This window comes from Mitsuaria sp. PDC51 (assembly GCF_900113225.1).
Lineage (GTDB): Bacteria > Pseudomonadota > Gammaproteobacteria > Burkholderiales > Burkholderiaceae_C > Roseateles.
This window is the reverse complement of sequence record NZ_FOZE01000001.1, coordinates 1,809,067-1,822,639: the sequence shown is the minus strand read 5'-3', so window position 1 is coordinate 1,822,639 and position 13,573 is coordinate 1,809,067. Positions and strand designations below refer to the sequence as shown.

At 68.7% G+C, this 13,573-nt stretch carries 12 protein-coding genes; 7 read left to right on the top strand and 5 right to left on the bottom strand.

Annotated features, from left to right (window positions below; translation table 11 throughout):
- Positions 1–36 precede the first annotated feature (36 nt).
- From BM393_RS07950 to BM393_RS07935, 4 genes are all read right to left on the bottom strand, one after another.
- A complete protein-coding gene (locus BM393_RS07950; protein WP_091724268.1) occupies positions 37–1,257 on the bottom strand; it encodes an IscS subfamily cysteine desulfurase in 1,221 nt (406 codons plus the stop codon).
- A 67-nt stretch (positions 1,258–1,324) separates the two neighbouring features.
- Positions 1,325–1,858 (bottom strand): Fe-S cluster assembly transcription factor, encoded by a 534-nt coding sequence (locus BM393_RS07945; RefSeq protein WP_091724267.1) that lies wholly within the window; start codon positions 1,856–1,858, stop codon positions 1,325–1,327.
- Positions 1,859–2,176: 318 nt separating this feature from the next.
- Complete coding sequence (locus BM393_RS07940) at positions 2,177–3,286, bottom strand: NADH:flavin oxidoreductase (RefSeq protein WP_175538224.1); 1,110 nt, start codon at positions 3,284–3,286, stop codon at positions 2,177–2,179.
- A 1-nt stretch (position 3,287) separates the two neighbouring features.
- Positions 3,288–3,683 carry a RidA family protein gene (locus BM393_RS07935; RefSeq protein ID WP_091724265.1) on the bottom strand — a complete coding sequence of 132 codons (396 nt, stop codon included), beginning with the start codon at positions 3,681–3,683 and terminating at the stop codon, positions 3,288–3,290.
- Between the two features lie 135 nt (positions 3,684–3,818).
- Here BM393_RS07935 and BM393_RS07930 point away from each other — a divergent pair, with 135 nt between their 5' ends.
- From BM393_RS07930 to BM393_RS07925, 3 genes are all read left to right on the top strand, one after another.
- The gene (locus BM393_RS07930; RefSeq protein ID WP_091724264.1) at positions 3,819–4,709 is read left to right on the top strand and encodes a LysR substrate-binding domain-containing protein; all 891 of its coding nucleotides are present in this window, start codon (positions 3,819–3,821) and stop codon (positions 4,707–4,709) included.
- 63 nt (positions 4,710–4,772) lie between these two features.
- A complete protein-coding gene (locus BM393_RS25635; RefSeq protein WP_175538223.1) occupies positions 4,773–4,937 on the top strand; it encodes a hypothetical protein in 165 nt (54 codons plus the stop codon).
- Between the two features lie 126 nt (positions 4,938–5,063).
- Entirely contained in the window at positions 5,064–6,815 is a 1,752-nt protein-coding gene (locus BM393_RS07925) for a rhodanese-like domain-containing protein (protein WP_091724263.1), read from the top strand.
- Between the two features lie 211 nt (positions 6,816–7,026).
- On the opposite strand, the gene uvrB is transcribed toward BM393_RS07925, so the two are convergent.
- Positions 7,027–9,192: an excinuclease ABC subunit UvrB gene (gene uvrB, locus BM393_RS07920; protein WP_091724262.1), complete on the bottom strand. Its 2,166-nt coding sequence runs from the start codon at positions 9,190–9,192 to the stop codon at positions 7,027–7,029.
- Between the two features lie 166 nt (positions 9,193–9,358).
- Here uvrB and BM393_RS07915 point away from each other — a divergent pair, with 166 nt between their 5' ends.
- From BM393_RS07915 to nth, 4 genes are all read left to right on the top strand, one after another.
- A complete protein-coding gene (locus BM393_RS07915) occupies positions 9,359–10,561 on the top strand; it encodes an amino acid aminotransferase (protein WP_091724261.1) in 1,203 nt (400 codons plus the stop codon).
- A gap of 241 nt (positions 10,562–10,802) precedes the next feature.
- Positions 10,803–12,119, top strand: coding sequence for a polyhydroxyalkanoate depolymerase (locus tag BM393_RS07910; RefSeq protein ID WP_091724260.1), 1,317 nt, complete (start codon positions 10,803–10,805; stop codon positions 12,117–12,119).
- A 56-nt stretch (positions 12,120–12,175) separates the two neighbouring features.
- Entirely contained in the window at positions 12,176–12,844 is a 669-nt protein-coding gene (gene rsxB / locus BM393_RS07905) for an electron transport complex subunit RsxB (RefSeq protein ID WP_091724259.1), read from the top strand.
- Positions 12,845–12,911: 67 nt separating this feature from the next.
- Positions 12,912–13,550: an endonuclease III gene (gene nth, locus BM393_RS07900; RefSeq protein ID WP_091724258.1), complete on the top strand. Its 639-nt coding sequence runs from the start codon at positions 12,912–12,914 to the stop codon at positions 13,548–13,550.
- The last annotated feature ends 23 nt before the right edge of the window (positions 13,551–13,573 follow it).

The following is a 13,573-nucleotide window of genomic DNA, read 5'->3' as shown; positions in this document are numbered from 1 at the left end:
CTCCAACGTCGTTGTTCGGGTGTCCTGCGGATCAGATCAATGAGCGGCCCACTGGATGGTGCTCAGATCGATGCCTTCCTTGTACATGTCCCACAGCGGGGACAGCTCGCGCAGCTTGGCGACGCGGTCCTTCAGCAGCGAGACGGCGTAATCGATCTCTTCCTCGGTCGTGAAGCGGCCGATCGTCATGCGCAGCGAGGAATGCGCCAGCTCGTCGCTGCGGCCCAGCGCGCGCAGCACGTAGCTGGGCTCCAGGCTGGCGGATGTGCAGGCCGAGCCCGAGGACACGGCGATGCCCTTGATGCCCATGATCAGCGACTCGCCCTCGACGTAGTTGAACGAGGCGTTGACGTTGTGGGGCACGCGGCGCTCGAGATCGCCGTTGATGAAGACCTGCTCGATGTCCTTCAGGCCATCCAGCAGGCGCTGCTGCAGCGCCTTGATGCGGGGCAGCTCGGTGGCCATCTCCTCGCGGGCGATGCGGAAGGCCTCGCCCATGCCGACGATCTGGTGCGTGGGGAGCGTGCCCGAGCGCAAGCCACGCTCGTGGCCGCCGCCGTGCATCTGCGCTTCCAGACGCACGCGCGGCTTGCGGCGCACGTACAGCGCGCCGATGCCCTTGGGACCGTAGCTCTTGTGCGAGGCCAGGCTCATCAGGTCGACGGGCAGCGTCGCCAGGTCGATCTCGACCTTGCCGGTGGCCTGCGCGGCGTCGACGTGGAAGATGATGCCCTTCTCGCGGCACAGCGCGCCGATGGCGGGGATGTCCTGGATCACGCCGATCTCGTTGTTCACGAACATCACCGAGATCAGGATCGTGTCCGGGCGGATCGCCGCCTTGAGCACGTCGAAGTCGATCAGGCCGTCTTCCTTGACGTCGAGGTAGGTCACCTCGAAGCCCTGGCGCTCCAGTTCGCGCGTCGTGTCGAGCACGGCCTTGTGCTCGGTCTTGACGGTGATCAGGTGCTTGCCGCGGGACTGGTAGAAGTTGGCCGCGCCCTTGATGGCGAGGTTGTTGGACTCGGTCGCGCCGGAGGTCCAGACGATCTCGCGCGGATCGGCATTGATCAGCTTGGCGACCTCGCCGCGGGCCTTCTCCACGGCTTCTTCCGCTTCCCATCCCCAGGCATGGCTGCGCGACGCCGGATTGCCGAAATGCTCGCGCAGCCACGGGATCATCGCGTCGACGACGCGCGGGTCCACCGGCGTGGTGGCGCCGTAGTCCATGTAGATGGGGAAGTGCGGGGTCATGTCCATGGGAACGTTCTTCTTGTCGACTACTGAATCGGGTTGACGCGGACCGGAGCGGAGCGGAGGGCCGGGATCACTTGCTCATCGCATTGCCGAGCGCGAAGACGGAATTCGGCGCGGTGATGCGGATGGGCTTGACGACGGGGGTGCTGGAGATGGCGCGCTTGACGGGCGCTTCCTCGACGGTGACGCCCTTGGCGAGCTGGTCGTCGACGAGCTTGCGCAGCGTCACGGAGTCCAGGAACTCGATCATCTTGTTGTTGAGCGCGGTCCAGAGGTCGTGCGTGATGCAGCGGCCGTTGTCGTCGCCCATGCAGTTTTCCTTGCCGCCGCAGCCGGTGGCGTCGATGGGTTCGTCGACGGCGACGATGATGTCGGCGACGGTGATTTCATCGGAACGGCGGCCGAGCGAGTAGCCGCCGCCGGGGCCGCGGGTGGACTCGACGAGCTGATGGCGGCGGAGCTTGCCGAACAGCTGCTCCAGGTAGGACAGCGAGATCTGCTGGCGTTGGCTGATTGCCGCCAGCGCGACGGGGCCGCTGTTTTCGCGCAGGGCCAGATCGATCATCGCGGTGACGGCAAAACGACCTTTGGTGGTGAGACGCATCGAACTTCTCCTTGGCGCCCGTGTCGGGCTTCAGGACATGGAGGCGGCGGCTCGGCTGACGCCGGGTCGACTCACGAAGCAGGGTTTCCCCCTGCAATGTCCGAGCATTTTACTCAATTAAGAAGGAGCTTGCTCGGGTTACCCCCGACTGGCGTCGAGGGGGCCGTTCCAGGCCAGGCGCCGGACGGCGATTTGCGCTAGAGGCCAATGTCCAGCGGCTGGGCGGCCGGACCAGGGCGGGCCTTGGCATCCCGCGCCGCCGGATTCTCAATGACAGCGCCAATAACCCTTCCCGCAGGCGGGGTCTTGCGAGCGATCTCAGGCTCGTGCGGTCCGGGCCCGTCTGAGGTCGGCGTTCGCCAGATCGGCGAGCGGCGAAAGCAACGTCCGGTCGAACTCCTCCAGCGGCAGTCCGTCCCGAACCCGCCGCGGCCAGTCGGCATTACTCAGCGCGCCCCGTCCCAGGGCGATGAGGTCCGCCTCCCCGCGCGCCACCATCCCCGCGGCGCGGGCCGGATCATGCAGCGATCCATTCGCGATCACCGGCACCGACCCGTACCGCCGCGCCAGTGCCGCGAGGCTCGGACCTTCTCCGAAGGCCGGCTGCCAGGCCTCGAACTCGGTCGTGTGCAGGTAGTCGATCGGTGCCGCCGACAGAGCCCTGAACACCAGTGCTGCGTCGGCCTCGGCGCCGCGCCACTTGTGGCCGAAGTCGTTGACCTTGCCCTGCGACACCCGATAGCCGACCGGGAACCCCGCGCCCACCGCCTCCCGCACGGCGGTGATCACTTCGACGCCCAACCGCAGTCGCTGAACCAAGGCGCCGCCATAGCCGTCCTCGCGCCGATTGGTGTGCTCGGTGAGGAACTGGTCCAGTAGATACCCATTGGCGCCGTGCAGCTCCACCCCGTCGAACCCAGCCTCCCTGGCCCGCAACGCCGCCGCGGCGAACCCGTCGATCGCCGCGGTGATCTCCGCGAGCGTCATGGCTTCGGGCATGCGATACGGCCCCTCCCCTCTATAGAAAGACATCTGGACGCCCGCCAGCTGCACGGCCGACGGGCCCTTCGCCACGGCCCGGTGCGCGTTGCCCTGGGAGATCGCGCCCGCGTGCATCAGCTGCGCCACGATGCGTCCGCCCGCGGCATGGACGCCCGCCACCACCGGTCGCCAAGCGTCGCGTTGTGCGTCGGCGGCCAGCCCCGGCTGGAAGAGATATCCCTGCGAGTACGCGCGGTCGGTATAGATCCCTTCCGTGATGACCAGCCCAAAGCCGCCCGCCGCGAAGTCGGCGTAATACCGCGCCATGCGCGGCGTCGCCTGGCCGTCGATGGTTGCGCTGACGCGCGTCATCGGCGCCACGACCCATCGATTCGCAAGTCGCAGCGGCCCCAGGTCAACGGGCTCGAACAGGTTGGACGCCTTCATGTCAGCGCCCCTGCGCATCGGGCACTTCGGCGATCGCCTCGATCTCGATCATCGCGTCCGGCGTGTAGAGCGCCTTGATCTCGGCGATGGTGTCCGCCGGGTACGGCATCGAGAAAAACTCGCGCCGCAGGGCCACCACATCGTCGAAGTGGCCCATGTCGGTCACGAAGATGGTGACCTTGATGACGTCCTTCAGCCCGGCGCCGCCGGCTTCCAGCGCGCGACGCAGGTTCGCGAAGGCCTGGCGCCCCTGGGCCAGGAAACCGCCCGCCACGATGCGGCCGTCCTCCCCGGCGCCGGCCTGACCGGAGATGAAGAGCAGTCCGCCCGCCTTGATGCCTTGCGACAGCAGATAGGGCTCATAAGGATCGGGATGGGTGATGAGGCGTTCCAGCATGATTGCATTCCTTTCATTCATCGAAGCCGACGAAAGCGCCGACCTCGGGGTGAACGATAGGGATGCGACCAACTGGCGACAAAGGTTCAATTGTCAGCCGTAAGATGAGCAGAACTCATTCATCAACACCATCCGATGGATCGTCGATCGCTTCCACTGTCCGCGCTGCGCGCCTTCGAGGCGGCCGCGCGCCTGGGCAGCTTCAAGGCCGCCGCCGAGGAACTCGCCGTGACGCCGACGGCGATCAGCCATCAGATCCGAGGACTGGAGGAGCAATCCGGCGTCGCGCTCTTCGAGCGCCAGGTGCGCCGCGTCACCCTGACCGAAGCCGGCGCCCAGCTCTATCCCGTGCTGCGCGACGGCTTCGACGCGATCCAGTCGGCGCTTGAACGCCTGACCCAGCCGCGCCGCCGGCCGCAGGTGGTGATCTCGGCGACCAATGCCTTCACGGTGAAGTGGCTGGTCCCGCGCATGTCCGACTTCCGCCTGCGGCATGCCGGCATCGACCTGCAGTTGCAGGCGTCGGACGAGGTGGTCGACCTGCGCTCGACGGCGGTCGACATCGCGATCCGCTACGGTCGCGGCCCCTATCCCGGTCTCAGCACCGAGCCGCTGTTTGCGGACCACTTCGCGCCCGTCGCCAATCCGCGGCTCGGCGTGAGCTCGATCGAGGACCTGGCGCGCGTGCCGCTGATCTGCTTCGATTGGAAACGGCCGCAGCCGGAGAACCCGACCTGGGAGCGCTGGTTCGCCGCGGCTGGCGTCCCGAGTCGGTCACCGGCCGGGCAACTGCGTTTTTCGGATGAAGGCCATGCGATCCAGGCGGCGGTCGCCGGCCACGGGATCGCGCTGGTGAGCCAGGCGCTGGTCGCCGAGGAGCTCGCCGCCGGTCATCTGGTGCAACCGTTCGGGCCGGTGATCGATGGCCACACCTATCACCTGGCCGTCAGCAGCGAGCGGGCGCCGTCGACCAGCACGCAGGCGGCCATGGTCTGGCTGAGACAGCAGGCGGCGGCGGGATCGTGAGCGGCCGGGCCTACCCGGGACCGGCAATTGCCCTCTCCGCGACTCCACACCTGGGAGGCCCCCATGACCCTCACGCAAATCGAGACTGTCCGCGCCGCACGCCTGCAGCTGATCGACCTGGGCGACGAGAAAACCGCCGCCCTGCTGGCGTGGGCCCTGGAGGAGCCGTCGACGCCGCGCCCGTCGACCGAGCCTCCGCCCCAGCGGGACCTGCCGCCCACGGCTTGAAGGGTCGGTAAGGCTTGCCGGCAAGACGCCGGCGTCTATCGATCCTCGCTTTGCTTCGTTCCGATCCCTGGCCGGGATCCCTAGGCTGCGGCGCTCAGATGCCTTGCGCTCCACGCGCCCGCCGCCATGACCGTCCTGCATCCCACCGACACGATCGCCACGACCGCGTCCAACGCCACAACCGCTCCGGCCGCTTCGGCCGGCTCGTCGCCCGCATCCGCAGCCGCGCCGGTACTACACCCGCCTCAGGCGCCCCGCCATCCGGCGCCGCTGCCGACTCGCACGGTCGCCGACGTCCGCGCCGCGCTGCTCGCGCGGGTGGAGATCGCGCTGCTCGACGTGCGCGAGGAAGCGGCCTATGCCGAGGCCCATCCGCTGTGGGCCGCCAACCTCGCCGCCTCGCGGCTGGAGCTCGACGCCTGGGGGCGCCTGCCGCGGCGCGGCGTGCCCATCGTCGTCTACGACGACGGGGAAGGCGTGGCGGCAGCGTCGGCGCGCAAGCTGCAGGCGCTGGGCTACACCGACGTCGCGCTGCTCGCCGGTGGCCTGGGCGCCTGGCGCGAAGCCGGTCTCGAGCTGTTCCGCGACGTCAACGTGCCGAGCAAGGCTTTCGGCGAGCTGGTCGAGGCCCGGCGCCACACGCCGTCGATCCCGGCCGACGAACTCCAGCGTCGCCTCGCGCGCGGCGACCAGCTCGTCCTGCTCGATGCCCGGCGCTTCGACGAGTACCGCAGCACGAGCCTGCCCGGCTCGATCAGCGTGCCCGGCGGCGAACTGGTGCGACGCGCCCGCGACCTCGCGCCCGACCCGACGACCCTCATCGTCGTCCACTGCGCCGGCCGCACCCGCAGCCTGATCGGCGCGCAGTCGCTGATCGACGCCGGCGTGCCCAATCCCGTCGTCGCGCTGCGCAACGGCACGATCGGATGGACGCTCGCGGGCCTGGCGCTCGCGCAGGGCCAGGGGCGCTCGCACGAGGACGTGCCGCTTGGCGACCTGGACGCGGCGCGCGAAGGCGCCACGGCACTGGCCCGCCGCGCGCATGCGCAGCGCATCGATGCGCGCGTGCTCGCCGACTGGCTGGCCGATCCGCGCCGCTCCACCTACCGCTTCGATGTCCGCGGCGCCGACGAATACGCACGCGGCCACCGTCCGGGCTTCCGGCATGCGCCGGGCGGCCAGCTGATCCAGGAGACCGACCACCACGTGCCGGTGCGCGGCGCGCGCATCGTGTTGAGCGACGACGACGGCATCCGTGCCTCGATGGCGGCGGCCTGGCTGGCGCAGATGGGCTGGGAGGTGGCGGTGCTGCCGCCGGATCCAGCGGCGCACACCGAGACCGGCCCGGACCTGCCGCCGCAGCCGCTCTCCCCGACCGTGGCCACGGTGACGCCGGCCGAGCTGGCCCGTTGGCGCGACGAGGACGCCGACCGCGAACAGCCGGACACGGTGGTCATCGACGTCGCGCCGAGCATCACCTACATCGTCCGGCACATCCCCGGCGCCTGGTGGAGCCCGCGCGCGCGGCTGGCCGAGGCGCTGCGCACCGTCATTCCGGCGGCGCGCCGCGTCGTGCTGACGGGCAACCTGGGCGTGCTGCCGCGCTTCGTCGCTGCCGACCTCGCCGCGGAACTGGCGGCCGAGGGTCGCGAGCTGCTGGTGCTGGAGGGTGGCACGACGGCCTGGTACGACGCGGGCCTCCCGATCGAATCCGCCAATCCCCGCCTGGCCTTCCCGCGTGACGACCGCTACCGCCGCCCCTACGAGGGCACCCACCATCCGCGCGACGCGATGCAGGCCTACCTCGACTGGGAGTACGGTCTCCTCGCGCAACTGGACCGCGACGGCACGCATTTCTTCCGCGTCATCGAAGACTGACCGAACGACATCACGGCGCACGCCCCACCCACAACAAGCGCTCAACCCGGGGTCAGCGAGCGCCGGTGGGGCCGGAAGGCTGCTGGGGGTTCCCGGACGGGATGCCCCCTGCTGCCTGGAGTGCCCGCGCTCCCCGTCCCGCAGTCAATCGAAGCCCTTCTGCCCCATCAGCGCCCAGCGCACTGCTTTCGCACCGCGCTGCTCCCCGGGGTCACTTGCCCTTGCCGGCCGAAATCGGCACGACGTTGTCGTGCACCGCCGCGCCGAAGGCCTGCTCCTTGAGTTGCGCCAGTTGATCGCGCAGCCGCGCCGCCTTCTCGAACTCGAGGTTGCGCGCATGCTCCAGCATCTGCTTCTCCAGCTGCTGGATGCGCTTGCTCAGATCCTTCTCGCTCATCGCCTCGACCTCGGCGGCCTCGGCGATGACCTTGGCGTCGTCGCGGCCCGGCTTGTCGCTGTAGACCCCGTCGATCAGGTCACGGATGCGCTTGACCACGCCGCGCGGCGTGATGCCATTGGCCTCGTTGAACGCGATCTGCTTGGCGCGGCGGCGCTCGGTCTCGCCGATGGCCTTCTTCATCGACTCGGTGATGCGATCCGCATAGAGGATCGCCTTGCCGTTCACGTTGCGCGCCGCCCGGCCGATGGTCTGGATCAGGCTGCGCTCGGCGCGCAGGAAGCCTTCCTTGTCCGCATCCAGGATCGCCACCAGCGAGACTTCCGGAATGTCCAAGCCTTCGCGCAGCAGGTTGATGCCGACCAGCACGTCGAAGGTGCCCAGCCGCAGGTCGCGCAGGATCTCGACCCGCTCGACCGTGTCCACGTCCGAGTGCAGGTAGCGCACCTTCACGCCGTTGTCGCTGAGGTACTCCGTCAGCTGCTCGGCCATGCGCTTGGTCAGCGTGGTGATGAGCACGCGCTCGTTGATCTCGATGCGATCGCGGATCTCCTGCAGCACGTCGTCCACCTGGTGCGTCGCCGGTCTGACCTCGACCACCGGATCCACCAGCCCCGTCGGCCGCACCAGCTGCTCGACGACCGCGCCCGCCTGGCGCTTCTCGTAGTCGCCCGGCGTCGCGCTGACGAAGATGGCCTGGCGCATCTTGCGCTCGTACTCCTCGAACTTCAGCGGCCGGTTGTCCATCGCCGACGGTAATCTGAAGCCGTAGTCCACCAGCGTGCTCTTGCGCGCCCGGTCGCCGTTGTACATGGCGCTGAACTGGCCGATCAGCACGTGGCTCTCGTCCAGGAACATCAGCGCGTCCGGCGGCAGGTAGTCGACCAGCGTCGGCGGCGGATCGCCCGGCGCGGCCTGCGAGAGGTGACGCGTGTAGTTCTCGATGCCCTTGCAGTGGCCCACCTCTTGCAGCATCTCCAGGTCGAAGCGCGTGCGCTGCTCCAGCCGCTGCGCCTCGACCAGCTTGCCCTCCTTGATGAAGAAGGCCACGCGCTCGCGCAGCTCCTCCTTGATCGTCTCGATCGCGGCCACCACGCGGTCGCGCGGCGTGACGTAATGGCTGGACGGATAGACGGTGAAGCGCGGGATCTTCTGCCGGATCTGACCGGTCAGCGGATCGAACAGCGTCAGCCCCTCGACCTCGTCGTCGAAGAGCTCGATGCGCAGCGCCAGCTCCGAGTGCTCCGCCGGGAAGACGTCGATGGTGTCGCCGCGCACGCGGAAGTGACCGCGGGTGAATTCCATCTCGTTACGCGTGTACTGCATGCGCGCCAGCTGCTGGATGATGTCGCGCTGGCCGAGCTTGTCGCCCACCCGCAGCGTCATCACCATCTGGTGGTAGTCGCTCGGGTTGCCGATGCCGTAGATCGCCGACACCGACGCCACGATCACCACGTCGCGCCGCTCCAGCAGGCTCTTGGTGCAGGACAGCCGCAGCTGCTCGATCTGCTCGTTGATCGCGCTGTCCTTCTCGATGAACAGGTCGCGCTGCGGGACGTAGGCCTCGGGCTGGTAGTAGTCGTAGTAGCTGACGAAGTACTCGACCGCGTTCTTCGGGAAGAACTCGCGGAACTCGCTGTACAGCTGCGCCGCCAGCGTCTTGTTGGGCGCGAAGACGATCGCCGGACGGCCCAGCCGCGCGATGGTGTTGGCCATCGTGAAGGTCTTGCCCGAGCCCGTCACGCCCAGCAGCGTCTGGAAGCTCTCGCCGTCGTTGACGCCTTCCACCAGCTGCTGGATGGCGGTGGGTTGGTCGCCCGCCGGCGGGTAAGGCTGGAACAGCTGGAACGGAGAGCCTTCGAAAGAGACGAATTCGCCCTTCGGCGGCGCACCCACCTCGGGCGTCTGCGCCTCGGGCGAAGCGGACTTCTTCCCCTTGGCGGCGGGGGTTGAGGGCGTGGCGGCGGTGGATCGGCTCATCAGGGTTTCCCAGGGGCAACGCTTGTTCCCTGCCTACAATCGGCGGGCTTCGCTGGGCGCGCGGGAGGCGCCTCGGGCGTCAGGACGCGACAGCGTAGCGCAGCCGGACGGGTTTCTCCCGTCGTGCCCTTCCCGCTCTTGCCAACGCACTGTCAGGAAAGCCTCCATGTCCCTGTTCGCCGCCGTCGCCATGGCCCCCCGCGACCCCATCCTGGGTCTGAACGAGCAATTCAACGCCGATCCGAATCCCGCCAAGGTCAATCTGGGCGTGGGCGTCTATTACGACGACAACGGCAAGCTCCCGCTGCTGGCCTGCGTGGCCGCCGCCGAGGCGCAGATGCAGGCGGCCCCCAAGCCGCGCGGCTACCTGCCCATCGACGGCATCGCCGCCTATGACGCGGCCGTGCAGGGCCTGGTCTTCGGCGCCGACAGCGAAGTCCTCAAGGCCAAGCGTGTCGCCACCGTGCAGGCCCTGGGCGGCACCGGCGGCCTGAAGATCGGCGCCGACTTCCTCAAGCGCCTGAACCCCGGCGCCAAGGTGCTGATCTCCGATCCTTCCTGGGAAAACCACCGCGCGCTGTTCACCAACGCCGGCTTCCCGGTCGAGACCTATCCCTACTACGACGCCGCCAACCGCGGCATCGACTTCAGCGGCATGCTGGGCGCGCTGAACGCGGCCCCGGCCGGCACGGTCGTCGTGCTGCATGCCTGCTGCCACAACCCGACCGGCTACGACCTGACGCCCGCCCAGTGGGCGCAGGTCGTCGAGGCGGTCAAGGCGCGCAACCTGGTCGCCTTCCTGGACATGGCCTACCAGGGCTTCGGCGAAGGCATCGCCGAGGACGGCGCCGTGATTCAGCAGTTCCTGGCCGCCGGCCTGGACTTCTTCGTCTCGACCAGCTTCTCCAAGAGCTTCTCGCTCTATGGCGAGCGCGTCGGCGCGCTGAGCGTGGTCTGCGCTTCCGCAGAAGAAGCGACCAAGGTCCTGAGCCAGCTCAAGATCGTGATCCGCACCAACTACTCCAACCCGCCGACGCACGGCGCCCAGGTCGTGGCCACCGTGCTGTCCACGCCCGCGCTGCGCGCCCAGTGGGAAGAGGAACTGGCCGGCATGCGGGTGCGCATCAAGCAGATGCGCGAAGCGCTGGTCGCCGAGCTCCAGGCCGCCGGCATCACCGACGACCTGAGCTACGTCACCCGCCAGAAGGGCATGTTCAGCTACAGCGGCCTGTCCGCCGAGCAGATGCAGCGCCTGCGCTCGGAGTTCGGCGTCTACGGCGTCGATTCGGGTCGCATCTGCGTGGCGGCGCTCAACAGCAAGAACCTCAAGCCGGTTGCCGCCGCGATCGCCGCGGTCAAGAAGGTCTGACCCTTCCTCGCCGCCACACTTCGATGCGCTGATCGCACGATCGGCGCTCGAACCCAGGGCCGGTACCGCCGCAAGCGGGCCGGCCCTGCGCATTTATGGCGAAATCCGCCGGTTCGAAGTCCCTGCCGCGGCCCCCGACGGCACGCCGGCGACACACACTTCCGATGGCCGGGACCTAGAATTGCTGCGTTGCACAACGGGTGCCAGCTTTCGCCTCACTCCCCCTCGAGAGGTCCGCCAGATGCTCTACCAGCTTTATGAAACCCAGCGCGCGTTGCTGAGCCCGTTCTCCGAGTTCGCCAGCGCCACCGCCAAGCTCTACAGCCATCCGCTGTCGCCGTTCGCGCACACGCCGCTGTCGCACCGGATGTCCGCCGGGCTGGATCTCATGCACCGGCTGGCCAAGGAGTACGAGAAGCCGGAATTCGAGATCACCAGCGTCGAGGTCGACGGCATCGACGTCGCGGTGCAGGAACTGGTGGCGCTGGAGAAGCCCTTCTGCCGCCTGCTGCGCTTCAAGCGCTACACCGACGACCCGGCCGTGCTGGCCAAGATGAAGGCGCAGCCGACGGTGCTGGTCGTGGCGCCGCTGTCCGGCCACCACAGCACGCTGCTGCGCGACACGGTCAAGCAGCTGCTCAAGGACCACAAGGTCTACATCACCGACTGGACCGACGCCCGCATGGTGCCGCTCGAAGCCGGTCCCTTCCACCTCGACGACTACATCTACTACGTCCAGGACTTCATCCGCCACGTCGGCGAGGACTGCCACGTGATCTCGGTCTGCCAGCCGACGGTGCCGGTGCTGGCGGCGATCTCGCTGATGGCCTCCAAGGGCGAGACCACGCCGCGCTCGATGACGATGATGGGCGGCCCGATCGACGCCCGCCGCAGCCCGACCGCGGTCAACAACCTGGCGATGAACAAGAGCTACAGCTGGTTCGAGAACAACGTCATCTACCGCGTGCCGACCAACTTCCCGGGCGCCGGCCGCGAGGTCTACCCCGGCTTCCTGCAGCACACCGGCTTCGTGGCGATGAATCCGGACCGCCACCTGAGCTCGCACTACGACTATTTCCTCGACCTGGTGCGCGGCGACGACGACAGCGCCGAGTCCCATCGCCGCTTCTACGACGAATACAACGCCGTGCTGGACATGCCGGCCGAGTATTACCTGGACACGATCAAGACGGTGTTCCAGGACTTCGCGCTGGTCAATGGCACCTGGGATGTCGGCGGCGACCTGGTGCGTCCGCAGGACATCACCCAGACCGCGCTGCTGACCGTGGAGGGCGAGCTGGACGACATCTCCGGCGCCGGCCAGACCAAGGCGGCGCATGAGCTGTGCAGCGGCATCGACGCGAAGAACCAGTTCCACTACGACGCGATCGGCGCCGGTCACTACGGCATCTTCTCGGGCCGTCGCTGGCGCGAGAAGGTCTACCCGGTGATCCGCGACTTCATTGCCAAGTACGATGCGGCCCCGTTGCACCAGCCCGCCGCGGCCAAGCGCGCGCCCCGACCGGCGACGCGCCGTCCGCGCAAGCCGACCGAGTGAACCCCGCCCCGTCCGACTCCGCCTCCGCTGACCCGTCCGCCACCCCGTCCGCCGGCGTGGCGGACGCCGCCTTCGACGCGCTCGTCGAAGGCCTGAACCAGGCCTTGCCGCAGACGCAGTGCACGCGCTGCGGCTATCCCGATTGCCATTCCTACGCGCATGCGATCGCGCGCGGCGAGGCCGCCATCAACCAGTGCCCGCCCGGCGGCGCCGAGGGCATCGCGCGACTGGCCGCCCTCACCGCCCGCGAGGCGCTGCCGCTCAACCCCGAGCACGGACTCGAGGGTCCGCGCCGGCTCGCGGTCATCGACGAGGACTGGTGCATCGGCTGCACGCTCTGCATCAAGGCCTGCCCGGTCGACGCGATCGTCGGCAGCAACAAGCTGATGCATCACGTCATCGACGCGGACTGCACCGGTTGCGAACTCTGCATCCCGGTCTGCCCGGTGGATTGCATTTCACTGGCCGAGGTCACGCCAGGGCGCAGCGGCTGGTCCGCCTGGAGCCCGGCGCAGGCCGAGCGCGCCCGCGAGCGCTACCGCTGGCACGAGATCCGCGTCGAGCGCGAACGCCGCGAGCACGACGACCGCCTCGAGGCCAAGGCGCGCCACAAGCTGGATCATCTCGAGTCGGAAACCCGGCTCACCGACGCGGCCCAGATCGATCGCAAGCGGGCCGTCATCGAAGCCGCGCTGGCGCGCGCCCGGGCCAAGCGCGGCGCCTGAGCCCCCCCGCATCGCCCTTCCCCGTCCTCCGTCCGCTCGCACGCCCTGCCCGCACCGGCCGCTCGCCATGAACCAGACCCAGATCCGCGAGTTCTTCGAGATCCTCCGCACCGCCAACCCGTCGCCGCAAACCGAACTCGAATACGCCAGCGTCTTCGAGCTGCTGGCCGCGGTGCTGCTCTCGGCCCAGGCGACCGACGTCGGCGTCAACAAGGCGACGCGCCGGTTGTTCGTCGTGGCCAACACGCCGCAAAAGATCCTCGAACTGGGCGAGGAGCGGCTCGCCGAATACATCAAGACGATCGGCCTCTACAAGACCAAGGCGAAGAACCTGCACGCCACCTGCCGCATCCTGGTCGAGCAGTATGGCGGCGCGGTGCCGCAGAGCCGCGAGGCGCTGGAGTCGCTGCCCGGCGTCGGCCGCAAGACGGCCAACGTGGTGCTGAACGTCGCCTTCGGCGAAGCGACGATGGCGGTGGACACGCACATCTTCCGTGTCGGCAACCGCACCGGCCTCGCGCCCGGCAAGAACGTGCTGGAGGTCGAGCAGCAGCTGCTGGCGCGCGTGCCGCCGGAATTCCTCGTCGATGCCCATCACTGGCTGATCCTGCATGGGCGCTACGTGTGCCAGGCGCGCCGGCCGCTGTGCGAGCGTTGCGCCGTCGTCGCGCAATGTGACAGTGCGCCGATGGCTGCGGCGCGTTGAGCGAACCCGGCCCCCTACAATCC

Coding starts and splice junctions, on each gene's coding strand:
- BM393_RS07950 (WP_091724268.1), bottom strand. CDS start 1,257: ATGGACATGACCCCGCACTTCCCCATCTACATGGACTACGGCGCCACC.
- BM393_RS07945 (WP_091724267.1), bottom strand. CDS start 1,858: ATGCGTCTCACCACCAAAGGTCGTTTTGCCGTCACCGCGATGATCGAT.
- BM393_RS07940 (WP_175538224.1), bottom strand. CDS start 3,286: ATGAAGGCGTCCAACCTGTTCGAGCCCGTTGACCTGGGGCCGCTGCGA.
- BM393_RS07935 (WP_091724265.1), bottom strand. CDS start 3,683: ATGCTGGAACGCCTCATCACCCATCCCGATCCTTATGAGCCCTATCTG.
- BM393_RS07930 (WP_091724264.1), top strand. CDS start 3,819: ATGGATCGTCGATCGCTTCCACTGTCCGCGCTGCGCGCCTTCGAGGCG.
- BM393_RS25635 (WP_175538223.1), top strand. CDS start 4,773: ATGACCCTCACGCAAATCGAGACTGTCCGCGCCGCACGCCTGCAGCTG.
- BM393_RS07925 (WP_091724263.1), top strand. CDS start 5,064: ATGACCGTCCTGCATCCCACCGACACGATCGCCACGACCGCGTCCAAC.
- uvrB (WP_091724262.1), bottom strand. CDS start 9,192: ATGAGCCGATCCACCGCCGCCACGCCCTCAACCCCCGCCGCCAAGGGG.
- BM393_RS07915 (WP_091724261.1), top strand. CDS start 9,359: ATGTCCCTGTTCGCCGCCGTCGCCATGGCCCCCCGCGACCCCATCCTG.
- BM393_RS07910 (WP_091724260.1), top strand. CDS start 10,803: ATGCTCTACCAGCTTTATGAAACCCAGCGCGCGTTGCTGAGCCCGTTC.
- nth (WP_091724258.1), top strand. CDS start 12,912: ATGAACCAGACCCAGATCCGCGAGTTCTTCGAGATCCTCCGCACCGCC.